Origin of the sequence: Salinisphaera sp. T5B8, assembly GCF_040361255.1 — a bacterium.
GTDB lineage: Bacteria > Pseudomonadota > Gammaproteobacteria > Nevskiales > Salinisphaeraceae > Salinisphaera.
Window position 1 is genome coordinate 1 of record NZ_APNG01000022.1, and the last position, 24263, is coordinate 24263.

At 61.1% G+C, this 24263-nt stretch carries 31 protein-coding genes; 23 read left to right on the forward strand and 8 right to left on the reverse strand.

Annotation, left to right across the window (positions count from 1 at the left end):
- On the forward strand, nt 1–499 hold a 499-nt coding region (locus T5B8_RS16565), incomplete at its 5' end, for a hypothetical protein (RefSeq protein ID WP_353180535.1).
- 13 nt (nt 500–512) lie between these two features.
- Here the strand turns inward: T5B8_RS16565 and T5B8_RS16570 are convergent.
- Nucleotides 513–1079 (reverse strand): hypothetical protein, encoded by a 567-nt coding sequence (locus T5B8_RS16570; protein WP_353160536.1) that lies wholly within the window; start codon nt 1077–1079, stop codon nt 513–515.
- A 307-nt stretch (nt 1080–1386) separates the two neighbouring features.
- Here T5B8_RS16570 and T5B8_RS16575 point away from each other — a divergent pair, with 307 nt between their 5' ends.
- Nucleotides 1387–1647: a hypothetical protein gene (locus T5B8_RS16575; RefSeq protein ID WP_353160534.1), complete on the forward strand. Its 261-nt coding sequence runs from the start codon at nt 1387–1389 to the stop codon at nt 1645–1647.
- 55 nt (nt 1648–1702) lie between these two features.
- On the opposite strand, the gene T5B8_RS16580 is transcribed toward T5B8_RS16575, so the two are convergent.
- From T5B8_RS16580 to T5B8_RS16605, 6 genes are all read right to left on the reverse strand, one after another.
- Nucleotides 1703–2320, reverse strand: coding sequence for a DUF2726 domain-containing protein (locus T5B8_RS16580; RefSeq protein WP_353160531.1), 618 nt, complete (start codon nt 2318–2320; stop codon nt 1703–1705).
- 39 nt (nt 2321–2359) lie between these two features.
- On the reverse strand, nt 2360–3076 hold the full coding sequence (locus T5B8_RS16585) for a nuclease-related domain-containing protein (protein WP_353160530.1): 717 nt from the start codon (nt 3074–3076) through the stop codon (nt 2360–2362).
- A gap of 91 nt (nt 3077–3167) precedes the next feature.
- The gene (locus T5B8_RS16590) at nt 3168–4673 is read right to left on the reverse strand and encodes a UvrD-helicase domain-containing protein (protein ID WP_353160528.1); all 1506 of its coding nucleotides are present in this window, start codon (nt 4671–4673) and stop codon (nt 3168–3170) included.
- 70 nt (nt 4674–4743) lie between these two features.
- Nucleotides 4744–5211 (reverse strand): FlhC family transcriptional regulator, encoded by a 468-nt coding sequence (locus T5B8_RS16595; protein WP_353160525.1) that lies wholly within the window; start codon nt 5209–5211, stop codon nt 4744–4746.
- Nucleotides 5211–5498 carry a flagellar transcriptional regulator FlhD gene (locus T5B8_RS16600; protein ID WP_353160522.1) on the reverse strand — a complete coding sequence of 96 codons (288 nt, stop codon included), beginning with the start codon at nt 5496–5498 and terminating at the stop codon, nt 5211–5213. The genes T5B8_RS16595 and T5B8_RS16600 overlap by 1 nt, the downstream gene beginning before the upstream one ends.
- Nucleotides 5499–5806: 308 nt before the next feature.
- Nucleotides 5807–6784, reverse strand: a complete 978-nt coding sequence (locus T5B8_RS16605) for a ParM/StbA family protein (RefSeq protein WP_353160519.1) — start codon at nt 6782–6784, stop codon at nt 5807–5809.
- 788 nt (nt 6785–7572) lie between these two features.
- Between T5B8_RS16605 and mobI the strand changes: the two genes are divergently transcribed.
- The 8 genes from mobI (at nt 7573) to T5B8_RS16645 (ending at nt 14885) form a co-directional block, all read left to right on the forward strand.
- Nucleotides 7573–8094 (forward strand): conjugative transfer protein MobI(A/C), encoded by a 522-nt coding sequence (mobI, locus tag T5B8_RS16610; RefSeq protein ID WP_353160516.1) that lies wholly within the window; start codon nt 7573–7575, stop codon nt 8092–8094.
- A 54-nt stretch (nt 8095–8148) separates the two neighbouring features.
- On the forward strand, nt 8149–8466 hold the full coding sequence (locus T5B8_RS16615; RefSeq protein ID WP_353160514.1) for a hypothetical protein: 318 nt from the start codon (nt 8149–8151) through the stop codon (nt 8464–8466).
- 9 nt (nt 8467–8475) lie between these two features.
- Complete coding sequence (gene recJ, locus T5B8_RS16620; protein ID WP_353160512.1) at nt 8476–10260, forward strand: single-stranded-DNA-specific exonuclease RecJ; 1785 nt, start codon at nt 8476–8478, stop codon at nt 10258–10260.
- 206 nt (nt 10261–10466) lie between these two features.
- Nucleotides 10467–10841: a hypothetical protein gene (locus tag T5B8_RS16625; protein WP_353160509.1), complete on the forward strand. Its 375-nt coding sequence runs from the start codon at nt 10467–10469 to the stop codon at nt 10839–10841.
- A 14-nt stretch (nt 10842–10855) separates the two neighbouring features.
- Nucleotides 10856–11356 (forward strand): DUF1643 domain-containing protein, encoded by a 501-nt coding sequence (locus T5B8_RS16630; RefSeq protein WP_353160506.1) that lies wholly within the window; start codon nt 10856–10858, stop codon nt 11354–11356.
- A gap of 96 nt (nt 11357–11452) precedes the next feature.
- Nucleotides 11453–11938 (forward strand): phage protein NinX family protein, encoded by a 486-nt coding sequence (locus tag T5B8_RS16635; protein ID WP_353160504.1) that lies wholly within the window; start codon nt 11453–11455, stop codon nt 11936–11938.
- Nucleotides 11939–12258: 320 nt separating this feature from the next.
- Entirely contained in the window at nt 12259–13188 is a 930-nt protein-coding gene (locus T5B8_RS16640; RefSeq protein WP_353160502.1) for an HNH endonuclease, read from the forward strand.
- A 242-nt stretch (nt 13189–13430) separates the two neighbouring features.
- Nucleotides 13431–14885: a hypothetical protein gene (locus T5B8_RS16645; protein WP_491731577.1), complete on the forward strand. Its 1455-nt coding sequence runs from the start codon at nt 13431–13433 to the stop codon at nt 14883–14885.
- Between the two features lie 100 nt (nt 14886–14985).
- Here the strand turns inward: T5B8_RS16645 and T5B8_RS16650 are convergent, their stop codons facing one another.
- Nucleotides 14986–15318, reverse strand: coding sequence for a hypothetical protein (locus T5B8_RS16650; RefSeq protein WP_353160497.1), 333 nt, complete (start codon nt 15316–15318; stop codon nt 14986–14988).
- 135 nt (nt 15319–15453) lie between these two features.
- Here T5B8_RS16650 and T5B8_RS16655 point away from each other — a divergent pair, with 135 nt between their 5' ends.
- The 13 genes from T5B8_RS16655 (at nt 15454) to T5B8_RS16715 (ending at nt 24111) form a co-directional block, all read left to right on the forward strand.
- Nucleotides 15454–17238 carry a PRTRC system ParB family protein gene (locus tag T5B8_RS16655; protein ID WP_353160496.1) on the forward strand — a complete coding sequence of 595 codons (1785 nt, stop codon included), beginning with the start codon at nt 15454–15456 and terminating at the stop codon, nt 17236–17238.
- Nucleotides 17239–17267: 29 nt separating this feature from the next.
- Entirely contained in the window at nt 17268–17768 is a 501-nt protein-coding gene (locus T5B8_RS16660; protein WP_353160493.1) for a hypothetical protein, read from the forward strand.
- A gap of 71 nt (nt 17769–17839) precedes the next feature.
- Nucleotides 17840–18316 carry a hypothetical protein gene (locus T5B8_RS16665; protein ID WP_353160490.1) on the forward strand — a complete coding sequence of 159 codons (477 nt, stop codon included), beginning with the start codon at nt 17840–17842 and terminating at the stop codon, nt 18314–18316.
- Between the two features lie 15 nt (nt 18317–18331).
- The gene (locus tag T5B8_RS16670) at nt 18332–18544 is read left to right on the forward strand and encodes a PRTRC system protein C (protein WP_353160489.1); all 213 of its coding nucleotides are present in this window, start codon (nt 18332–18334) and stop codon (nt 18542–18544) included.
- A gap of 4 nt (nt 18545–18548) precedes the next feature.
- On the forward strand, nt 18549–18749 hold the full coding sequence (locus T5B8_RS16675; RefSeq protein ID WP_353160486.1) for a hypothetical protein: 201 nt from the start codon (nt 18549–18551) through the stop codon (nt 18747–18749).
- Nucleotides 18746–19909: a hypothetical protein gene (locus T5B8_RS16680; protein ID WP_353160484.1), complete on the forward strand. Its 1164-nt coding sequence runs from the start codon at nt 18746–18748 to the stop codon at nt 19907–19909. The genes T5B8_RS16675 and T5B8_RS16680 overlap by 4 nt, the downstream gene beginning before the upstream one ends.
- The gene (locus T5B8_RS16685) at nt 19902–20672 is read left to right on the forward strand and encodes a PRTRC system protein B (protein WP_353160482.1); all 771 of its coding nucleotides are present in this window, start codon (nt 19902–19904) and stop codon (nt 20670–20672) included. Before T5B8_RS16680 ends, T5B8_RS16685 begins: the two co-directional genes overlap by 8 nt.
- A complete protein-coding gene (locus T5B8_RS16690) occupies nt 20669–21286 on the forward strand; it encodes a PRTRC system protein A (protein ID WP_353160480.1) in 618 nt (205 codons plus the stop codon). The genes T5B8_RS16685 and T5B8_RS16690 overlap by 4 nt, the downstream gene beginning before the upstream one ends.
- 19 nt (nt 21287–21305) lie before the next feature.
- Entirely contained in the window at nt 21306–22157 is an 852-nt protein-coding gene (locus T5B8_RS16695; protein WP_353160478.1) for a PRTRC system ThiF family protein, read from the forward strand.
- A gap of 55 nt (nt 22158–22212) precedes the next feature.
- Entirely contained in the window at nt 22213–22506 is a 294-nt protein-coding gene (locus T5B8_RS16700; protein ID WP_353160477.1) for a hypothetical protein, read from the forward strand.
- 78 nt (nt 22507–22584) lie between these two features.
- Nucleotides 22585–22872, forward strand: coding sequence for a hypothetical protein (locus tag T5B8_RS16705; protein WP_353160474.1), 288 nt, complete (start codon nt 22585–22587; stop codon nt 22870–22872).
- Between the two features lie 347 nt (nt 22873–23219).
- Nucleotides 23220–23663: a hypothetical protein gene (locus T5B8_RS16710; protein WP_353160472.1), complete on the forward strand. Its 444-nt coding sequence runs from the start codon at nt 23220–23222 to the stop codon at nt 23661–23663.
- Nucleotides 23656–24111 carry a hypothetical protein gene (locus T5B8_RS16715; RefSeq protein WP_353180537.1) on the forward strand — a complete coding sequence of 152 codons (456 nt, stop codon included), beginning with the start codon at nt 23656–23658 and terminating at the stop codon, nt 24109–24111. Before T5B8_RS16710 ends, T5B8_RS16715 begins: the two co-directional genes overlap by 8 nt.
- Nucleotides 24112–24263: the final 152 nt, after the last annotated feature.

Here is a 24263-nt window from a genome sequence, read left to right on the forward strand (position 1 = left end):
AAGCGCCGCATCCAGTCTGTCGGAGCCAAGCGAAACTGCCGAGACACAGTCCGAACCGCCGGCATTGGAACCAGCCACCAATATCGCTGAGGCCGTTGCCGGCGCTGATCACAGCAACGGCATGAGCGACGCCCCTGGCGCATACGTCGCTGCGGACAACGGGGAACCCGCGAACTCATACGACACGAATTGGACCGACAACAAGCCCACCGAGTCCTACGAAAACGAAACCTTGGGCCTGTCAGAACAAGCCCACCCAATTGATGGACAGCCAGAATCAGAGTCATCAAACACTACAGGGACCGCGCCACAAAATAGTTCGGATTGGTATAGCGATGCCTTCGGCGCCAACCAAGGCGGCACGAGCACACGCGAGGCATCAGCGCGTGCCGCAGAAGAAGAGCAGTTGCGTCAGGTAATGCTCGAAACGATCGTCGTAGACGAAAGTGATACGGGCAACGCCGGCGGCACGTTTGGTCAGGACATGGGGCGATCGTAGATCGCCCCTCATCTTACTCATCAGACGAGACTGTATCCTGATGAGATTGAAGAATACCCATTTCGAATGAGCCGGCGTCGGCGTCAGTCTCACTGAGAGGAATCAACCACGGCTGATTCCCGCCACCACTGTGCTGATGCGAGGCGTGCCGCGCGATGGGCCACGTGCAAGACTCGCGTGAGATATCCGTCACACGCATGATCGCCAGTACAGCCAGAACGGCTGCTGAAACGATGCCAGTGGCGTACAAAGGCGCCGCCAGAACCAGCGCTGCGACACTACTAACCGCCGGCCAGCCGACAACCGAGAACAGCCATACACGTCGCTTCTCGGATGAATCCGCCTGCTGACTATTCACCACGCCGCCCGTATCCCGCGCTGGTGCCCCCGCAGCGACAAGCAGGGCATACCAGACCATCGACAAACCTGCGGCAATAGCCGACAACATCGCCAACGCCGCTGTATCCGTGCTGTCGAGGCCGTAAGCAGCGCCCGCAACGACAAGGCTGAGTACAAGCCAGAGAAACTTGTACCGCCAATGCGGCTTGCTCAAGGTCAATCGTAGGTTGGTGATCATCATCGGCTCCTCGCTAGACCTCTATTTTCCCACGGCCGCGAGATTCCGCCAGAAAAGTGATCGAAATCGGTGCTTCTGCGCGCCGATCGCGCCGCCGCGCCATGCAACACTGGCTGTAATCATCCTCTTGATTGCCTTGTGCTCAAGAGTTTGTAGTCCGTTGCGTGCGCACGGATTCGCCTAGTCCTTAACGGACATCACGTTAGCTGGACGTGTAACAAGAACAGCATCCAAACGGCCCCTGGGGTGGAATATCCCCGTGGGGGTACTCCGTCTCACGGCCATTCTCAGCCGACATTCGGAGTACACCATGGAAGTTATCGTCTTTTTTGTCCTGTTCTTCACGCTCAAGGTCATCGATTACCGCATGAAGAACGCTGGCTCGAGTCTGTCCCGTAATCGCATTATGCAATTCGGCAAGCTCAAGCAAGCCATCTCGTGCGCGGCATCAAAGCTCAAGGCCAAGCCTAAGAGTGCGCCGAGCGAGCCACCGGCCGTGCAATACCCGCCCGAGCTGGTAGCAACACCGGACTGGAGTGTCTACGACACGCCATCCTGGCGTCGGATCTAGTCCGGCAACCCACCCACCGATTCTTCGGTGGGTGGTCTTTCCTTTCCCTTCCTCTTTACCGCACGTCGGCCTGCATGTTCGACTCACGCGGCGCATTAGCGATTGTGGTCACATCATCCTCATCGCTTTTCACGGCTTTATCCGTCACGGCCGCGGCCAACCTAGACCGGACATCATCGCGCGTGTAGGAGGCCCGGGCAGGCACTCGCACAAGCGGTAAACCGGCAGCCTTACAGGCACCATCGATGAACACGTCACGCGCCTGGGCCTTGCTGGACTGATGGCTCTTATCATCCAGTTCGATAACGCAGACAACCGATAGGTCGCTGCGCTTCACCAATACGAAGTCGAAGTGCTTTGCCTTGATCCGACTGAAGGCAGCAGCCCAGGCCTTGCGATCGGACGTCTTGTTTACCTTGATCAGATCGGCAACGCGAACCTTTCCGAAGACCCGATGCTGATCGTCAACGACACTCTCGAGCACCCCAAGGAAGGAACGCTCGGCTGGAGAGAACAAAGGGCCGGCCGAGCGATAGGGGAAGTTTGAAGGCGAATGCTCTGACAGACGCCTATCGGGTTTGCCGCCGACAAGAAGCGCCCCCAAAACTGCGATCGCTCCTATCACGAGCACGCCGGCCCCTAAAAATGTGGCGAGTGATGTATATGGATCCATAACTACCTCTTGGGGTTCTTGGTTTGGGCTGTGGGGCTGTTACGCCGCTTTGAGCTGGCTAAGCAGCTCAGCGGCACGGAGGACAACTGAATCGTCAAGCGCACGAGCATTCGAACCGAGCAGGGCATTCTCGATACGCCGCGTCTTCAATGGCAGAAGTGGTACACGATGGATATGGTCTGTCCGCCACTGTGTCTTGCGGCTACCCGCGACCACTAGCGCATCCACCCAGACGTTGATGCCGCGCGATTTCAGGTAATGCCGTAGTGCGCACGCCTGTCTCGTGGCCTGGCGAACCGGATTGCGCATCTGGGCGTAGTACACAGTGCCCTTACGGCCCACCTTGCGTACCGGCCAGTATCGGTCTAGGTCGCTGCCGGCGATCACGGTGCCGCGATTGCTCTTGACCTCGATCACGGTAATACCGGTCGGCCCGAGCACGATCGCATCGATCTCGGTCGCGCCCGTGCGCGAGCGAGGGTTCGGTACCGCCAGCTGGTTGAACAGTGCATAGCCCTCCGGCAGCACCCCGGAGATCCGGCGCACAACGGTCATTTCGCCGCGATAGCCCACGCGACGCTCGACCGACACGCTCATCCAACTCAGCGACAAACCGCCAAGCACCAGGAGCATGAGGGGCTCCTGGAAGCCCACGTAAACGATAAGCACAGGCAGTGCGGTCACGCCCCAGAGCAGCACGCGCCAGCGCTGTCGAACGAAGTCGCGAGGATGGGAGAGTAGGGTGAGCGAAGTCATGATCTGTTTCTGTTAATGCGGATACCAAACGCATCGCATTGAAGGACAAGATCATCTTCGCCCGAACCCGGTATTCTGCAAGCGGTGGCGTCTATGACACCGCAGCGTTGCGAGCGCGCTTCATCAGGCCAGCCTGAATGGCGATGTTGGAGAGATATTCGCCCTGGATGTTCAGTGCTTCGGTGGCGCGCGTAACCGCCACATAGAGCAGGTTCAGCTCCTCTTCGCGTGCGCGCACACCCAGGCTGTACTGATTCTCAGCGTTGAGCGTCTGGTCGAAGTCGCCCATAACTACGACGTTAGGCCACTCCGCGCCCTTCGCCTTGTGGGCGGTCGTGAGTACAACGGCATTGGCATCCTGCGTGTCGTTGCCGTTGCGTTGCTTGAGCATGGCCAGAAGCTCGGCATAGCGCGGCGCGAAGTCGGTCAGTATCCGAACGATCTGACGAAGCTCACGCGCGAACGGGCCGTTGCCTTTCGATGCTGCGACCAGCGAAGAATAGGTCTTGAAGCCCCTTATCAGAGGATCTTTCACAAGTCGGCGTTCACCGCCGGCCAGGGCGTCGACGGACTCTAGCTGACGTGCCAGCTCACTCATGTCGCCATTAAGCAGCACCTTGAGGCCGCTATCCCTGAGCACAAACGAGTCAGCAATCAGCTGGTAATTGGTTCGATATATCCGGGTGCAAGGGGCGGCTGGCGGCCGATCGACAATGCTCGTGATCAAGCGCGGGTAGCCTTGCAGCGGATAACGCAGCTTGGTCTTCTTCTTTTCGCTCAGAATTGCATTGGCGAGGTCGGCGATGACCGGACCGAAGCGAAACGAGTGCGTCAGGGGCAACTCTCGGGCGTTGATCTTCTGCATCGCATCGACCGCGCCCCGAAACGAATAGATCTGTTGGTGCGTGTCGCCGACATAAATGACACGCCGACCGGCCAGTGCAGCCAGCACCACGGCATTCGAGTCCTGCGCCTCATCGAGCAACACGACGTCATATCGCTCCAGACCTGGCGTACCAATGACCTGCCAGTATTTCTGATAGAGATCGTGGGGCAGGGGCAGACGAGTTTTCTCCCCCGGCGCCGCGCTATGGAACAGATCCTGCGCATGGTCTACCACCATCCCGATCAGTTCATCGGAATCCAGCTGGGTACGCACACGCGACGGAACGCACGCAGAGGTAACAATCGGATCGCCCGATTGCTCATAGGCATTGAGCGTCGCCACAACCGCATGGGCATAGGCGTATGCAGACAGACCGCCCACATCATCTTGGAGCCCAAACAAATCGATGACGTGTCTCGGATAGATACGCCCAAGCTGCCGTTGTCGGGCCACGGCATTGATATTGAGTTCGCGATACGCAATGCCGTGGGCGGTAAAAACGTCGGCTGTTGAGCCGAATTTCCGCTTCGCTTCTTCCTTTAGGGCCCGGTTATAGGCCAGATAAACAACCCGCTGCCCTATGTCATTCAAAGCTCGAGCGACGGCACACAGCGTCGAGGTCTTGCCACAGCCGGCGCCGGCCGGCACGAGTAATGACTCGTTACCGGCTACAGCATGGTCTACGACCGCGGCTTGTTGTTTGCTGAGCATCACACGACGCGGCTTAGACCGCCCTCGCGTTGCAAATGCTGCCGGCCCGGTTGCCTCATCACTTGGTCAGTCAACAGTGCGGGCAAGCCGGCGCGTAGTGCTGGCGAGCGACTTCAAGATACTTGGCAGAACACTTGGAACAGGGCACGAGACGGGCCTCAGCTGAACGAAGTGCCCGAGCTAAAACCCAGACCTCGTTGAGCGTGATCCGGTGACTGGCGGGGGGATTATCTTCAAGATAGATTCGATGGGCCGCCATGACGGCTTCGGGATCCACGCGCGATGCGTAGTTCGGTGCGAGCGCGCAGTAGAACGACATGATGCAGCTCGCTGCCGAAAACTCACGACGGGTACGAACGATGCTGTCAGCATCACGCATCTGTCCTGACCGCGGCCGGACCCCATGTATCTCTCGATACAGTTCTCTAGCCTTCGGCTTGGTAATGCCGGTCTCGAGGACAACGATGCACGGGCGCAAGTCTTGGCTCAGCATCGTGATTGCACGGTCTTGAGCCAGGTGTTCGGTGTGACGATTCACTACAGGCCCCTCGCGAGCTGACGCAGGCGGGCGTCGGGATCGGTCATGTCATCGAAGATCGCGAGGTCGAGCTTCTTCGCACGGAATTGCATCAACGAGGCACTAGCGAGAGTGCTGAGGTCGCCCAGAGAGCATTCGCGAATGCGCTCGGCCACGTCCTGAGAAACGCCGAAGCGCAATGCGGCCTCTGCGGCGTTCTCGAGTGCCAGCTCACGCAGGCTTTGCCAGTACAGCCGATTGATCTCCTGTATATCGCGTGCGCGAACACTGACTGTTTTTGTACTCATCCCGGTCCCTTATTCCCTTGTATGAATGTACCGTGCACAATGAAAAGCACGGCTAAATCCCTTGTCGCCGTCTAAAAACCACTCAGTAGACGACTCTTTATGTGGGGCAAAGCCCCCTCGTTTGGGCCTTGCTCTTGTGCAGCGGTCAGCCCCGGTTCCGCTTCTTGTGACAGGCTCGCACGCAAGCCAATTTCTGCCAGTAGCCGCAGACGCCCGGCGCGATCGCGCGGGGCGTAGCGACCCAGCTCAGCGATGAGTTCCGTGTGATGCTCCGGAACACTGACTTTGATCTGCATCGCTCGCGCTGATCAGGTGCCTAGAGTCCAGAACCCACGCGCGTTCGCATTCACAGGGTCTTGAATCTTGTGCACGCGTGTATCGGGAAATACCTCTCGTGCTGCCTCCTCGTAATAGATGGCGCCGCCGCCCACCAGCAGAAGGAGATCAAAGCCAGTCGTGTCACCACGCAGCGACTGGCGCAGCTCCCTCAAAGCGCCTGTCGTCGTATCGGCAGCTGCTTGGCGAATTACAGGGCCAAGTGCAACTTTTTCCCCTGCCAGCAGGACATTACCTCGGCCCTCACGAATCGCTTGCTCGATTCGCTGCACACCGAAGCGACGGCCGTAACGCTCATTTAGGAGATCGTCAGCGGCAGCCAATAGCACCGACATCGCCTTCACGCTCGACCCCGACGCGGCATGTCGAATCTCGCCGCCCTGAATCGCCACCCAATCCACCGAGTAGAAGCCGGGATCGATGATCAGGATGCGGCCAGCTTCCACGAGCTCGATATCTGCCGTGGTTGTTGCGTAGTCCATATACCCGCCGGCCGGCTGGGGCAGGACTGAGACGTTTTCTACGGTCACTTCAAATTCATCGGAGATGCGATGTGTGCCTTTCAGGGCTTCCGCCAATCGATCGCGCCTCTCGGTATCCAGGTACTGTGTGACCGGCAAGCCAGTGATCAGATGCCCAATCGTGCGGTGACCTGCGCGTAGCAGCGCGGCATGAAACAACGCTCGGTAGGTGTCGGATGAGGGATAGTCTTCGTGCAGATCACGGCTCCAGCCCTGAAGACGATCGGGTTCGACACCTGCAACCCACGCGTCGCCCTGTGCCGTTGTGACCATGTAGCCCGTATCCAGGGTTCCACGTAGCGATTTCGGCAGGAGCTTGATTGAGCCAGCCCCGGCGGGCATGCAATACGCCTGTGGCCGCCCAGGCGGGCCGCTTACGACCCCTACGTTCGAATACCCAATATCCAGTCCGACGACTACGTTGCTCATTCCGGCGCGATTCCCATTCTGTTTGTGATCCGTTTCATCGCTTCGGCCCCTCCCGGTGCCCAACTGGGGCCCAACTGGGGCCCAGCGAGGGCGACTCACGCCCGGAGAAACTCCGCAGGGCCCCAACTGGGGCCCAATAGGTGCCCAACTGGGGCCGAGGCAGCATTGGCGAAACTATAGGTGGGCAAATCCAAAGCTGAACTGCCGCAAAGTTTCAGTTTTTGACGTTTTTCGAACCGCGCTCATCGCGGTCACAGGGATCACGCTATGGCAGGCGCGAAGATCTGCAAGCCTGTTTTTTCAGCGATCACGCAGCCAGGCTTTGGCACTTTAAGAAGTGGGTATCAGCGGCCAATAACCCTTTATTCTCGTGCTCGCAGCAGCACAGTGGGTTTCACACCCTAGAACCCAAATTCTTAAAGGGACATGGCGCACAAGACCCCGCTCATCGCGTGACGCACCAAGCGAAAAGTCACCGATATCGACGTTTATCGCGCGCTCAGCCTCGTGTCTGTACGCGACACTCCTTCTGCCAGACACACCATTAAGAAGACGGTTGTTGACCCCAGTGACCCTTTATTCGCGAGAGGTTTTCAGGCCCAAACACCCTTTAAGTATTTGGGTAATAGGCAGAAAGGGGCTGGAGAAACAGCCAGAAGATCGTCCCGGGAACACGTTCGGGCAGGTCAATTCTTAAAGGGTTTTCGGCCCCAAATACCCTTTCTTCCGCGCGTGCGCGCGCGGGGTGGGTTTTTGGGCCAACGCCCCGCTGGATAGAGAAGTGGGTAATGAAAAGCGAAGTAATCGAGGCAGAAAACGTGAACGACACCGAGAATCAACTGACCCAAGGGCTCGATCAGGCTTACGAGGGGGCATTGGCTGGGGCGCAATATCTCTATGAGCGTGCAGTGGCTCTGGCTGACGAATTCTGGATCGAACACCATCGCGTCCATAAGGAGCGACCGAAAGAGGAGTGGGGGTTCGTTGGCGTACGGGCACGTCTGCGTAAGGGATCTGTGCAGATCGAATGGTTCAGGGCTAAATACTGGCAACGCCGCAAAGCCTCGAATGGCAGCGCGAGCGGAGCGCCGTCGCTGGAGTACATCTCCAGAGGTCGGTCGATGCGTTACACGCCAGCTGCCTTCCGACGCATCCGAGCTAAGGACTGGGAGATCGATTTGGCCATGCGCTTCGAAGTCGAGTTCGAATCGATCAGGCGCCAGAGCCAGATGCTGGGCAAGATTCGGCGATACGTGGTCGAGGCTCGGAAAGCAGCGGCCGAGCACCCCGAGGAAGAATTGGCCTCTTGACGATTCAGCGGTCTGTGGAGAATCGAACGAACATTCCCCACAGAGAGCCGAACGATGGCCGACCCCGATACAAACCGAACCCCTGACTTCTGGCGCGAGGTCTATGACGCCTGCCGTCTCGATTCTGTCCCCGAGGCGCCTTGCTTCGAGACGTTCCTCGAAGATCCGTGGCACCACCTTCAGACACTCGGCCAGTCCGATGCGCCGACCAGCATGGGTCACGGCTTCGAACCGCTGCTGCCGGCACAGGCCGCGGTGGCTCGCCGCCTCCGCCTCGAGGAGCTGGACAGCGAGCAGCGACTGAAAAGCGACCGACAGGAGCGGATGATTCAAAGGCCACTCGAAACCGATCATGCGGCCGTACTGCATTAGGTCCGGCCCATGACAACGCAACCTACGCCGCGCTTCCTCGACAGGCCACTCGACCGCCTCTGCTACGACACTGCAATCCAGGCAGGCTACCCAGTGTTGCTGGCGCGGTTGCTGGCTGGCCGCGTGCTCTCGGCGAAGACGCAAGGGATCGACGCCGCCGTACAGCCGCACCTGGGCATGCTCGATCACTACAACGGCTTGCCCGACATCGAGAAGGCAGCGACGAGAATTGCCTCAGCCATCCTGACTGGCGAGCACATCGCACTCGAGACCGATCACGATGTTGACGGTGTGACCAGCCACGCCGTTCTACGGGCGGCCCTGGTCGATCACTTCGGGCATCCCACCGATCGCCTGACGGGCTTCATCGGCCACCGACTCCGAGACGGCTACGGGTTATCAGCGACCGTGGCCGAACGAATCCTGGCTACGGAGCCGCGGCCGACGCTCGTGATCACGGCCGACAATGGATCAGCCGATGAGCCTCAGATCGCGCGACTGGCCGAACAGGGCATCGACGTGATCGTCACGGATCACCACGAGCTGCCCCGTTCTGGTCCGCCGGCGAGCGCCTACGCCTGCATCTCGCCCAAGCGCGAGGACTGCACCTATCCTGATCCAGCGATCGCAGGCTGCATGGTCGCGTGGCTACTCGCCTGCGCTGTCAGAAACGAACTCCACGGCATCGGTCATCTCGACGACCGCGCGCCGCCGATGGCGCAGCTTCTCGACTACGTTGCTGTCGGCACCGTGGCCGACTGCGTATCCCTGGGCAGCCATAACAATCGAGCGATCGTTGGCTCGGGCCTGGCACGGATCAACCGGCAGAGCCGACCGTGCTGGCGCGCGATATGCCCACGCTTACCCGGACAGGCTCTGATCACAGCGACTGATCTCGCCTTCACCGTTGGCCCGCGCATTAACGCCCGAGGCAGACTCGACGAAGCCATGGCAGGCGTCGCATTTCTGCTGTCCGAAAACGACAGTGCCGCGCGTGGCTATGCCGCATTGCTGGAGCAGGAGAACGACGCACGCAAGGCCATCGAAAAGAAGATGAAAAGTCAGGCAATAGAACTCGCAGCCGAGCAGGTGGCCGCCGGCGCCACCGCGATCGTGATCTGGCTGCCCGAGGGCCACGCCGGCGTTCACGGCATCGTCGCCAGCCGTCTGGTTGAAACCTACGGTCAGCCCGTGGTCTGCCTGTCTCCCAAGTTCGGCCAGCACGACCTGGTGACCGGATCGGCGCGCGGCATCCCCGGCTTCCATGTCGAGCAAGCCCTACAGTTCTGTGCTGACCGAGTACCCGAGATGTTCGTGGCCTTTGGCGGGCACGAAGGGGCAGGGGGCCTGACCATCGCACGCGAGAGTATCGAGTCATTCCGCGACAGCTACGATCAAGCAGCACGAGAACAACTCAGCCCGGATCAACTCGGCCCACGCATCGACACCGACGGTGTACTCCAAGCCCATGAGATGACGCTCGACACCATCGACGCCATCAGCCGGCTAGAACCCTTCGGGCGTGGATTCGAGCAGCCCGTGTTCCAAGGCCGATTCCATGTCCTGGCAGTTAAAGCCATAGGCGACGGCACACACCTCAAGCTCACGTTACGGCCCACTGATCAGACTCGAGGCGCGGTGAACGGCGTCTGGTTCAACGCAGTGGCTGATGCCGCAGACGATTTGCCGATTGAGGCCAATGACCATATCGAGCTGGCCTACAACCTTACAGCGAATGAGTACCGGGGCCGGCAAGTACAGCTGCTGGTGCGCGGCTGCCGTACCCCGCAATGAAAGTCACGACCGAGACCCGATAAAGAAAGACCCAAGACGAGCACATCGCGTCCCGACTCACCTGGGCTGATAAATCACCGATATCGCCCCGTATTCGAACGCACGAGTACAGCGTTCGACTCCAACATTGGCTCGCCGTCGCCGCCCGCTTGCGGATCCACGCCCCCGTGGAAATCTATCGGCATCTCCACCGACCGGCGCGACCGATGACCCAGACCGAACTCAACCTGACCGCCCCCGCGCCCCGCGTGCTCGACTTCGAGGCATTCGCCATCAAGCGGCATGCCGCCATGACCGATCTCGGCGAGGCGGCGCTCCACAAGGCCCATTCCCGGCAATCTCGTCGCCAACGCCAGCGTCAGCTCGACGCACAGCAACAGCGCGACCAAGAGTGGGCTGTCCGTCGATCGCAGGCGCGTGACGACTACGCAGCGATGATCGCGAGCGGCGAGATCCGCAAACCCACCCGCCGCGAGCGCCTGGAGCGCACAGCGCAGGGCCACCCGGACAACCCCAGTGTGCAGGCTGCCCGGCGGTTGCTCGCACAGATGGATGCGAGCGCGGCAGACACGAGCGACTGACCGATGAAGCACGCATGAGACAGATCGATCTGCTTACCGACTCCGAAGCGGACTTCTCGCGCTGCGGCACTTGGCGCTACACGCTGCGCCGGCGCTGGGGTGATGGGCCGACGATGTGCTGGCTCATGCTCAACCCGAGCACTGCCGACGAGATCGACAATGACCCGACAGTTGAGCGCTGTCACCGACGCGCGATCACGGCAGGCTTCGGCGCCATGTCCGTTGCGAACATCTTCGCGCTGCGCTCGACTGACCCGGCCGGGCTTTATTCGCACCCCGATCCGGTCGGCCCCGACAACGACGCGGCCATCATCGAGCTGGCCAGCGAGGCTGATCTGGTCGTGTGCGGCTGGGGCAACCACGGTGTTCTGAACGGACGCTGCGATACCGTGCGGCAGATGCTCGAAAGGGCAGGCGTGCAGCCCCACTGCCTGTTGCTTACGGACAATGGCCAGCCTGGGCATCCGCTCTATGTCAGCTATGCCGCGAAGCCGTTTCCCATGCCCGAGCAGTAGACCTGGCATCGAAAGGCGCAGCAGAAACGGCCCCTTGCAGAAGCGAGCGCGCGTGCGAGCTTTGATGTCCACGCAATGAACGCCGCAGGTGCGAGCATGATCGAGATGGAAGTAAACGAACTGGATGGGTCGGCACTCGACTGGGCGGTAGCCGCTGCCGTGGGCGACAACCTGGACATCGAGCACGACGAACAGGGCCGCGTCTGGCTACAGAGCACGCTCGAATCGCCTGCCCCTGTGCGCGAGCTTTTCTCTCCGAGCCGCAACCACGCTCACGCAGGGCCGCTCATCGATGACTACTGTATTGCCACCCGCCGGCATAGCAGCGGCACTTGGTACGCCATGCTGTCTGATGATCTGGGTGATGGCGTACTCGTCCGATGGGATAAGCTCACCGTGCGAGGAGGCCACAAGTACGGCCCGCATTCCTATCAAGTGCGCAAGCGCCAGCAGCGCTTCACCGGATCAACGCGCCTGATTGCTTCCATGCGCGCGCTGGTCGCATCGAACATGGGGCCGGTCGTTCGAGTGCCCAGCACGTTGGTAGAAGCGCCCACGGCGGATAGCGTCGTTTCGGCATAACCTGATCGGACGCCCTGTACTGTCTTTGTCGGCAGCAGGGCGCACCCGACGCATGGGGCAATAACAGCGTTCTGAACAGACAGCGCGATGCCGTGCGGTAGATGCCCGAACAGGCCGGCATCGAACCGCACTGCCTGTCGCTCACCGACAGGGGCAGCCGTGGCTCAGCTACGACGCGAGGCCCATTCCCATGCCGCGCCTCGAAGCCCAGGCCCGGCGCTGACATCCTCACGCCCGCATCTATCTCTGGCAGTTTCAGTGGTGCGCATCATGCACACTATTTCCAAGAGGATGGAACAGGGACATGGGATAAAAACGGGATGGCCAGATCGAAACGAGAGAACCAACAGCGATACGCGCGCAAGAAGAGCCAAGCCGCGCTGCAAGAACAACAGGCGAGGGCGAAGCACAGAAAAGAGCAAGCCGAGAAACGGCGCCGCGCAAAACCCATCATCGAAGCTCACCAGGAGAAGCTCGGGCACATCTCAGTCGGCCCGCTTTTTACGGTGGACGAGGATGAACGATTCAGCGACGAGTTTGATCAGCACCTCCTGAGAACCAATCTCTCGAAGAAAGAATCACAGAGAGCAATGGATCCCAACGAGCTGACTGTCGCGCTCTCCAGCTGGTCGATCGACGAACTACAAACGCTCTGGTCGAAACGAGACAAGAAAATCAGCTCGCAATACGACGCAGCGCGGCTGCTTGCCCGGATACGCCTCTCGCTTGGGATCGACAGTGCCGCACGAGACCCCGCCAGCCTGATGGGCATCGAGGTCATCCGCGCGATGGCAGAGACGCACGAGAGTGGGCTGGAGACCGCGCATCACCCTGAGCCTCAGCCGACCGGCGCAGATTTCCGGCGTGTCGCCCGAGTGCGCCAGACCGTTCGCGAAGATCAAGCAGGGTTCCGTGCTCGCCTGATCGAGCACTACGGCCTGCGGTGCATGGTGACCGGGGTGACCACCGCGGCCGTCATAGAAGCAGCCCATATCGCACCCTACGGCGGGCGCGCGACAAACACCGTCGAGAACGGACTCCTGCTTCGCACTGACATTCATCGGCTGTTCGACGCCGGGCTTATGAGCATCGACCCGCAGACACTACGCCTGGAGTTTGCCGAGTCTGTCACCGACGCTGCATATGCTGATCTCGCAGGGCGCGGCCTGCTGCTGCAAGCACCCAGTCGTATCTCGATAGCTGCGCTAAGGACACGGTGGCAGGCGTTTCATGGTGAGCACGCCGCGTAGTAGCGCCAGTGCCGCCATGCCTTCTGCCTCTGGCAGTTCATCGCCATAGCTACCGACCCAGAAGGTCGACATAAGATCGATCAACTGGCTGAATATCCGATCAGACTTCTGGCTTGTAAATGTCTATGGCGAGTAGTGCGAAGTTCGCATGGGGCATCAGCGAATCCGGCGTGCTTCAACACATTGGCACGGTCCCAAGCGGCCTTGCCTGTCGATGCTTCTGTCTAGACTGCGCGAATCCTTTGATCGCACACAAAGGTCGGATAAAGGCCGCCCACTTTCAACATGCAGTGACGACCGACTGCCTCGGCGAAAGCGTACTCCATAAAGCCGCGAAGCAAATCCTTGTCGATGCGAGCACTAACGGCTTGTCACTCGACACCTCGGAGTCACGAGGTGAGCTGATACGCGAGGACATCACAGGGCAAATTCACAGGCGCGATTGGTACGTAGCTGCTCAACGTATTCCGCTCAACAGCGTATCGCTAGAAGCGCGCCTCGCTGACGATCTCATTGCTGACGCCGTGGTGCGCGTGAGCAGCTCACACCCGTTGGCTGTTGAAATTTACGTTACTAATCAGAAAGACGAGGAGGCTGAAACCAAGTACCGCGAACTTGCTCACGACGCTCTTGAGATCGACCTTTCAAGCGAACGCTGGGATATAGGCCCCGAGCTTCTGCAACAACGAGTTCTCGAAAATGCGCCGAGGCGTTGGTTGTACTCGAACGCAGCAGCAGCGGCACGAGATGAAGTCGATGTCGAGTTACTAGCGGAAATACATCGTGCCAACGAGAAATTCGATGCGCGTTTCGATGCTGCCATTGCATATATCTGCGATAACAACTTGCTGTCATCGCCAACGTTTCCTTGGCCCACGTTGTCGAGCATCGCGTATATCACGCGCCCACCCCGACAGGGCGAATACTACGAGCGGCACCAGCCGGTAGAGGCGAAGCAAAGGCCACGCTTTTCACGCTTGAATAACGACTGGGAGCGTGCCGAAGCGTCGTGCGCATGCAGCGGTAAGGTCAACGGCCGCACCAACGCCTCCATTAAGTTTGTCATTGCCAAACCAAGCGGAACGCACCGTGCATGGTCTGGCCCGACACTCATCATTCCGATTGATGTGGAGAACCTTGATTCCAACTTCGTCTCCACACTCAAACCCTATTGGGTGGGCATTGAAAAATGGGAGGCGAAGCTACTGGAAAGGGTCGAAGAAAAACGCGATGCAAAAATCGCGGCGGAGCGAAGCCAAGCTGAGCAAAAGCGCCGATGGCGCTTAGCGTTTTCTCAGCTCACCCCCAAGCAGCAACTCGAATCAATTACCGGGAAATGGATGAAGGTCGAAGGCCCACCATCGGTTGGTAAATTCGCGCCTGCGTGGAACACAACCTTTCATGTCTGGAAAAGCGCCATCTGGCATATCAACATCGCCAGCTTGTTTTCTGGACGGTCGGATTTCGTATCCGTTAAACACCTTGCGCGGTCGGACTACTACACCGAATTGCTGGGCTGCTCTGCGGACGAGGATGCGGTAGCACAACGATCACGGAACCTCTGGTATTGGTTTCGAGAACTAGAATCACTCGGCATCTTGGCCCACACAGGGCGACAATTCTTCGAGGCCGATATGAAGCCGCCAGCAGACTTCCGCCCTTGGCACTGGATCGGCAACACCAAAAGCCGCCGATAGCCAATCTGATTGTTCCTACAGAACTGTCACCCGACGACTCACCCAAGCCTGGAACAAGCCCGGCGGCCCACGCACCCGACACTCAGCCGTCCTCACCGGATCATTCACCGCGTCCTGTGTCCTCGTCACGGGCGAACGGCCAATCCCACAGCAACGGGTTTCGGGCAAAGACCCGCTCGGCTAGCACTGCATTCGCCAGCAGGTTGGCTGCGTCCCGATGCCGGGAACGACCGCTCACCCGGCGCCGGGCATCAACCAGCGCGCCGTGCCACCACGGGCTGACCGTCATAGGCAGATTCAGGTCACGGGAAAGCCGCACCACGAGCCATGCCGAGAAGCGGATCACCACCAGCAGGCGCGCGCGGCGGCGCAGGGCAGGGCTGGTCAGCGACAGGGCGAATCCCAGCAGTTGCACAGTGCTCAGTTTGTCCATGTGGATACCTCGATGAGTTGGAGTTGCACCCCTTAAAGGGGGTCACCGACAACCATTCGAGGCGATAGAGAAATGCTCTTGCGGATCATTCGGGGCGGGGTACTTTGTACCCGTCACCCACCGGAGCAATGACCAATGGAGATCGCAGAACACACCGTCAGCACCCTGAACCTCCCGATCAGCCAGATCGAGGTGCAGGCCGACTTCAACCCGCGTCGCTTTTTCAACGACGACGCCCTCAAAGAACTGACCGAGAGCGTGCGCACGCAGGGCGTGTTGCAGTCCATCCTCGTGCGACCGACAGGCGAGGGCGCGCGATACCACCTCGTTGCCGGAGAGCGCCGGTTCCGTGCCGCACAACGCGCGGGCCTGACCTCGATCCCGGCGCAGGTGCGCCAGATGACCGACGAGGCCGCACTCGCGGCAGCAACCGCCGAGAACGGCGCCCGTGAGGACATTTCCGTGGCCGAGGAAGCGCGGCTGGCCAAGCGCGCCGTGAGCCTGTCCGAAGGCGACCGCGACGAAGCCGCGAAGCTGCTCGGCTGGAAGCGTTCTCGTGTCGATGCACGGTTGATGCTCCTGCACGCCTGTGACGAAGTGCTTGATGCGCTAGAGCGCAGCCAGATCAAGATCGGCCATGCCGAACTGCTGTCCACGCTGCCCAAGGCGACCCAACAAGGCACACTGGAAAAGATCATCGCCGACGAGATCAGCGTCGCCGACCTCAAGGGCAAGATCGGTCAATTCACCCGTGAACTGGCCCGCGCGCGCTTCGATACCAGCGGCTGTCAGGGGTGTCCGTTCAATTCCTCCACGCAGGCCAGCCTGTTCGATTTCTCGGTCGGTGCCGGACGGTGCAGCAACCACGAGTGCTGGACACAGAAGAACACCGAGCACGTTGCAACGGTCGTCACCGAACAGCGCATCAACTTCCCCGCCGTTCATACCGACGCCGAGCGCGACGAAACCGGCCGCACCATGTTGTTCGAGAGCGGTGCCAGCGGCGTTGGCCCCGATCAGTTCGCCGCCTGCAAGTCCTGCCAGTTCTACGGCGCGGTCGTCTCGACCGAACCGGGCAGGGAAGGGGCCGTCACCGAAGGCGTGTGCTTCAAGCGCGCCTGCAACAAGAAGATGATCGCCGCATTTGCCGATGCGCAGAAGCAAGCCGCAGAGCAAAACGCAGCGCCTGCCAGCAGTGCAGACACCACCACCCCGACCTCTGGCGGTTCCGGTGTCGCGGTACAGACCACGCACGCCACCAAACCCAAGGCCAAGCCCAAGGACACCGCAGGCACGCCCAAGGCAGTCACCGAGAAGGCCGATGCGTTCGTGCGCGAGCAAGCGATCCGCGAACAGAAAGCCGACACCACGATCAGCCATGCGATGGCTGTGTTCGGGCTGTTCCAGATGGCCGACACCACCAGTCAAGGCACGATCCGGGAACTGATGAACGAGTTCACGGGCGACAGCAACACGACGATGGCCACCTCCGCCAAGCTCTATGCCGGGCTGCTCGCAGCGACGCCGCAACGCCGTGATCTGGCCCGCACGGCGCTACTGGCACATCTACTCGGCGAGCACACCAGCGCCATGTCCCATCAGGTCAACTGGCAGGACATGGCGAAGGCCACCGTCGCCCATCGCCAGCCCGACCTGACCCAGAGCTTCAAGCTCGATGAAGCCTTCCTGCGCGCGCACACCAAATCCGGCATGGAGGCGCTGTTGCGCGAGGCCGGATTCGATGCGTGGTACGACGCCCAGACCGGCCACAACGTCGGGGCGTTCGCCAAGCTGATGAAGGGCAAGGTCGATCAGATCGTCGCCAAAGTGCTGCCGGAGTCCGGCGGCTTCGACTTCACCGGCTTTGTCCCGGCCAGCGTCTACAAGCAGGCCGGTTTCACCCCCAACCCCGCCGCATAAGGCGGGGTTCACCCCCAGGAGTATTCATCATGTCGATTCAGTATTTCGTCCACTACAACCGCGACTACAACGAAGCGATGACGCACCACACCACGGTGCGTGACGCCTACGACGCCATCCGTGCCGAGATGCACATCGAACTGCCCGTGACCGATCCCGGCTTCGGCGAGGCGATCAGCGATGCCTACGAATCCGGCAACTGGAAAGGGCTGATGATCTATCGCTTCGATCCCCAGAGCGGCCAGATCACGACCGTGGGCGATGACGAACTCCAGGCCGAGATCGCGAGCCACGCCGATAGCGAGGTCATGCCGATGATGCCCGCCCAGTACATGGACGTAGGTGGTCAGCAGTGCCCGCTCTGCCGTTCCCACGAGATCACGGGTGACAGCCTCGAAGTGGACACGCTGACCGCTTGGCAGCCCGTGTCGTGTTCGGACTGTGGCGCCGAATGGAACGACCTGTTCGGCATGACCGGCTACGAACTGACCTTCGATCCGAACGCCAAGAACGAGGCCGCAGCCGCCTGAAATAAGGGGCTTGCGGTTCCTCTCTCTAGGGGTACTTTGTACCCGTACCCAAGACAACGCCGGAGAATCTGATGCTCGACCTTCTCACCCGAATGACCCACGCCGGGGAATCCGTGACCGTGCGCTACACGCGCAAGACCGACGACAGCGTGGAACTGCTCATACAGCCCGCGCTCAACGACGACGCCGACCTCGTGACCGATGAGGACGCCCTGAAAGCCCGCGCCGCGCTCTGCCGGCCCGTGCTGTTTCGTGGCGCCCATGCCGATGTGGCCGAGAGCTTCACGCGCCATGTGCAGGCCAACGTCGATGCCCGCCAGCAGTTGCGCGATGCCTACGACGACCTCACGAGCGCGACCAAGGAAGCCGCCAAGAGCGCGGCGCAGGCCGCTGCAAGCAAGAAGGCCAAGACCGCCGCCCCCGCCAAGGCCACGAACACCGATACCACTGCGACCACCACCAAAGCAGATAGCACCACCGAGCCGCAGGCCGAAGCCACGCCCAAAGCCGACACGGCACCGGCAAGCAACCCCTCCAGTCTGTTCTAAGCAGGAAGTCGAACCATGACCGCTATCACCCAGACCCTGACCCGCGTGTTCAAGCTCGGCGCGACCGAACTCGACGACCCGGCACCGCAGGAAAGCCCCGAGATCGCCATGAGCCTCTACGAGACGGCCTTTCCCGTGCTCAAGAGCGCATCGCTGGCCGAACCCGTGATCGACGGCGAGCGCCTCGTCTACGAGATCGTCAAGCCGCAGGCCAAGACCAAGGGCTGATGCCATGAGCAACAGGGCGCAATCACTGTTGAAAGCATGGGCCGAGGGTAAAAGCTCGGCCCGACGCGGCCAGCCGGGCATCGCGCTGCGCGGCAGCGATATGGCCGCAAAACTGCTCGGTAACGCTCTCGCTCGCACCTCGCATCAGACCGAAGCACGCCCCGGCGCGGGCGTGCTCAATGCCAAGGAGTTGCCGCCGGTATGACGGGACATGCCTACACCCTGAACAGCGCGACACAGGCGCTGGCGATGCTGCCGATACCGACGATCGACAGCGATGCACTGTCCGTCTACGACCGTATCGCCGAAAGCCTGACCGCGCCCGGCGATGCGATCAACGAAGTCGCGGCCGTACTGCGCTATGGCCATGCGCAAGGCCAGATCAGCGATGTTCAGATCGAGGGCATCACGGCAACCGTGCAAGGCGTCACGCGCGCCACCACACTTGCCGCCGACCTGTTGGATCGTCTGTGCCGCGAGGCCATGCAGTGCGCCCTGTCGCATCTCGACAATGCCGGACTGCGCGCGCCGAAGCACAACGGTCTCGATCTGATCCTCAAGACCGAGAGCGACTACGAGGGCGGCGTCTGCCTGAACATCGAACATGCCCACATGCTGCGGCTGGGCGAATGCACCGCCTTTTTCAGCGACGATCTGCCCAGCGAACTGCGCGATCTGGCCGATGCCGCGATCTGGGCGCTTACCCGGCTGGCGCCGCTATGCGGCCACGCCCGCGAGTGCATGACCTATGACGAGTTCTGGCTGTTGCAGTACCTGTGCGGCCACAGCAATACGCTGTCCTCGCTCACCGAGGAATGGCACATCGAAGGTGTGCCCTCGTTGGACGAGGCCACCGCGCAGGTTCGCCAAGAAGCGCGAAGCATGGGTGAAGATGCCGACGAGCAGGTCGCCGAACTCAACCGGATATGGCCCCGTCTCGATCCCAGCGCCGAGATCGCGGTGCCCAAGGCTGACCCGGCCGCGCTCCAGCGGCTCGCCGATGCGGCAGAGCAGGGCGGACACGATCATCAGCTGATCGGCTATGCCCGTGCGATAGCTCGCCTGAGCGAGCGCCTTCGCCCGATCACAGACCGACCGAACACCCCTTTCGATCAGGGCGGAATCATGCCGCTGCTGATACTCGTGACCAACGAGGACGAACACGCGTTCACCGATGAACACGGGCAAATGATGATGCAGAGCGACGAAGGCCCGAGCGTGAGTTTGTCCCTTGACGACAACGCCGCGTGGCCGCTGCTGCGCGACACCCTCGGCGCCTGCTACGCCCAGGCGCTGGCTTTCGAGGTCATGCCCGAATACGGGCTGTGCGACCACTACCACCATCAGGAAAACGATCATGCTTGAAGCCGTGACCCCGACACCCGCTGACTGCGGCGTGACCTCTATCGCGCCGCACACCGCGCTGATCCTGTCCCAGATCAGCAACGGCGGCGACGTATCCATGCTGGTCGCCCAGCACAAGCTCTATCAGGCCAGCGGACAACTGCGTATGGGATCGGGCGAGATCATTGGCCCGGAACGTATCGCCCAGATCGTGGCCATGCTCGACGAAAGTGCGGCGCGCCACGCCAGCGAACAGTTCCTGCCCGCGCGCGTGATCGCCCACGGCGCGGACATGATCGCGTGGCATGTGCCCGGCAAGCGCCGCCCCATGTTCTTCGCCACCGACGCCGAAGGCCCTGTATCGATGCAGGTCTCGTGGCCGTCGCTGCTGTTTCTTGCCCGTGGCAATCGGTTGTGGCTGGCCGCGCTCGATAGCGATGCGCGCCCCGACGCCGACACGCCGCTCTATCACGCGCCGCTGATGAATCACGACGCCCGCAACGGCCTGTGCTTTGGCAATGCCGAGCGGCCCGCGCGCGCCTCGCTGGAAACGATGGCCATCTTCGAGACGGCGGTGTTCAAGTCCAACTTCTCGCACTGCAATGGCGGCAATCACCTGCGCTATCGCCATCTCAACAGCGATAGACAGTCCGCCTGCAACAGCACGCATCTGGCCTTCTACCGCAGCGTGGAGAAGCGCCGCCTGAAACGCTTCCCCGCCCGCCATCTCCTGCCGCTGAACAAGACCGTGGCCGATTTCCTCAAGACCGGGAGCAACCGATGAATACCTATGCCCAAAGCGTCCTCGACCGTGCGCTCGCGCGCGCCACGCCGGTCTATCCGGCTGCACACAGCGGCGAGCTACCCGCGCTCAAAGAAGGCGCGCACTGCTATCTGATCGCCAATGACGGCCTGTTCGTTCTAGGGCGCGGGTGCGGCTTCTCGGCGCTGATCCGGGTGTCGCGTATCCGCAAGCTCAGCCCGTTCGGCGAGTTGTCCGAAGGCGTGACCTTCGATGATGCGCGCGTGCCGCGTGCGCTGGTACGCGAAGCCGCCGACCGCGCCATCGCCGAGAACCCCAACGAGTGGGCCGGGGCGATCGTTCGTACCGGCGACGGCTATGCGCTGCAATCGGTCGATGTTGAATCTGCTTCGCCTGGACACGTCACCTACCGACGCGACAGCTATGACGACGCGGCAGTAGTTGTGGATATGCACTCCCACGGCACACTGGAAGCGTACTTCTCTCGCACCGATGACGCCTCGGACGAGCAGGGCGTACACCTGTCGAGCGTGTTCGGTCACTGCACCGACCGCAAGCGCCTAAAGATAGCGGCCCGCGTGACCATCAACGGCCATTTCCTCGAAATCGAACCCGAGCACTGGCTCGCCGACTGACCACAACAAGCACAACGCCATGACCGACCAAAACAGCACAGCCCGCATCATGCCCACCGGCACACGTCAGACCTTCTACGCCCCGGAATGGCTGATGAACCCCCATCAAGCCGTCGAGATCACCGTACTCGGCGCCGGCGGCACGGGCGGCGAGGTGCTCGACCAGCTCTGTCGTCTGCACGCGACGCTCAAGGCGCTCGGGCATCGCGGCTTGCAAGTCACCCTCTATGACGGCGACACGGTTTCGGCATCGAACGTGGGGCGGCAACGCTACTCGGCGATGGAGATCGGCCAGAACAAGGCCGCCTCACTCATCAGCCGCATCAATATGTTCTATGGCACATCGTGGGAGGGCGTCCCGCTGCACTGGACGCCGGAGGCCGGGGTCGCACGCTGGCTCATCTCGGCGACCGACTCGGCGGCCGTACGCCACCAGATCGCGGCCTACGGCGCGCAGCAGGGCCACAGAATCGCCTTCTCGAACAACCGCTCGCTCTGGCTGGACTTCGGCAACGGCGAACACACCGGACAAGCGATCCTCGGCCATCTGGATGCCGCACAAGACTTCGCGCGCGATGCGCTGCGTCTGCCGCATGTGATCGATCTGTTCCCCGAAATGCAGGACGATCCGAACGATGGGCCAAGCTGCTCGGTGGAAGCGGCGATCCGCTCGCAGGCCTTCGGCATCAATGCCGCGCTCGTGACCAACGCCTTCGCCACGCTGGTCTGGCCGCTGTTCCGCACGGGCACCATCGACCGCCACGGCCTGTTTATCGACGTGCGCGAGGGCAGTGTCAGTCCGCTGCATATCAACCCGCTCGAATGGTCGCTCATGGGCTACGATGCGGTGACCAACGCCACCGTGGCCTAGCCCCGCGTTACGAACCAACAGGGCAATCAATACGCCCGCCGACCCCGCACCTGCCATGACATCGACGCCCCGCAGCGGCCTGCATCAAGCACCCGGACAAGCGTATGCGACCTTGCAGTTCGCAAACGACCAGGAGCGCCAGGCCGATCAACGCCGCCGCGACGCCCTCAATGCCTACCGTGATCGTCTGGGTGTCACCGTGCAGGAGCTGGCCGATCTATTGAGCGCGCTGCATGGCGATCGCGTGAGCTACTGGACGGTCAGGGGCTGGACGGCCGGGCAGGCGTCCAAGCGCGCAAGAGCCACACCCAACTGGGTGATCAAGCTGCTCGAGTCCCACTACAGCTAGATCAAGGCGCGACCCCGGTTGCGTTTTATGGATGTCATGCAACGCTGAGTCTCATCCCCCCTGACGAGACCCAAGCGCATGTTCGAGACCGTGAAAAATATTGCTGATTTCATCTCCGCCGCCGGCGCTGTCCTGAGCAACGGCTGGGTCATGCTCTTTTGGGTGCCAAGCAGTATCGTTGTCGTCTTGTGCGCCCTCGACGCCCGCAATAATCCCGGGCGCTATGCCCCGAATCGTGCACGGGCCGGCTGGATTGCACTGGCCGTCGCGGTGCTCAGCATCGCGGCAGGCACCTGGCACTACCACCACGCCCAACCGCAGTGGCAGTCGGTTGAGGGATTCAGTTATGCGCAGCCGGATTGGTAGCTCGCATATTCGCTCGCGCACAAGCGAAACAGCGCATCTGAAATTGCGTTTCACGCGCGAGATCGCTTAGCCATTGCGGCGCAATGGAACCCGGCATTACCGCGACAGATGGCGAACAGCGTCTGTTCAGGACAGTGCAAAGTGCATTTCGTGAAAATCGCGCAAAATCAGAACCTAACCCTTGATCTGCGCTGATCTCGTTGTATAACGAATGCGACTCACCCACCCCCGTGCCCCGCGAGATCGCTTTCAGAATACGAGGAGGAGCCTATGGTCACACGGTACACATCGGGCCAGCAGCACAGCGCGCATATGCCCACCGCCGCCGTCAGGGCAGGGGGGTGGCGATGAGTCAGCCGCTATATCAGATCCGGTTCAACGACCAGCTTTACTGCGAAACCCACTGGCCACCTATGGCCCAGACCGCCTGGCATCGTGTGTCTCGTGATCGCAGTTCGGCAGACCCACGCAGCGACGCCCGGATTTACAAAGACGAGCAGCTGCTTGCGCGCACGCATCCGATGTCGCGGCTACCGCGTGACTGGCCGGATACCGACACGCCGAAAGCAGGCTGGCATGACGTGGTGAAAAAGCTTTTGCTGCTGCTACGCGAACAGGGCTGGGGCCCGCGTGAGATCGCCGAGGCGATGACCGCCGCCGGCCTGCCGACGAGTCGCAGCCGTATCGACGCGCTACGCGGCAACACCAAATCGGTCGAGGTCACCCCTGCCGAGCTGGTGGTGATGCTCGATGTCGTCACACACAACCGAGATGCCGCCAATGATGATTAAGACGCCCCGCTACCGCGGGCAATTCAACTACACAGGCGCCCACGAGCGAAACACGATCGCATTCGACGCCGCCGACGGCCTGCCGGTGCTGCTGGCCGATCACATCTACGAGCCGGATCTGCCATTCCATCTCGGCCCGGGCCTGACTGTCGATGGCGAAACCCTCTGCGATATCGCCCGATTCGAGGTCGCGGCCATGCGCACGGCCGTTGTCGATGGCCGCACCCGATGCTGGCGCATTACTGTCACATTGCATGCGGGGCCGGCCGAGCGCATGACCGGCATGCTCCCGAGTCACGATCATCTGCACGAGGCGCTCTACGACGGCGAAGCCACGCGCGAGCGGGTTGAAAAAGCGCTCGAGACTGCGGTGAGTCACTGTCGTTTGCACCGGCACTGGCGTCACGATGAATTCACATCCGAAGTGCGTCTGAGCGCCGGTGCCTGAGTTCGTCGCGGCTGGTTATTTTGTAACCAAACCGGACAAGCGCTGTCATCTCAAAGTCATGACGTGACAAGGCACGAACTTACCCCCTGAATGTGTGGATAAGTCGATCGCGCTCAGGTGACGATAAAGTGCGGATAGGCTGACTTATCAGC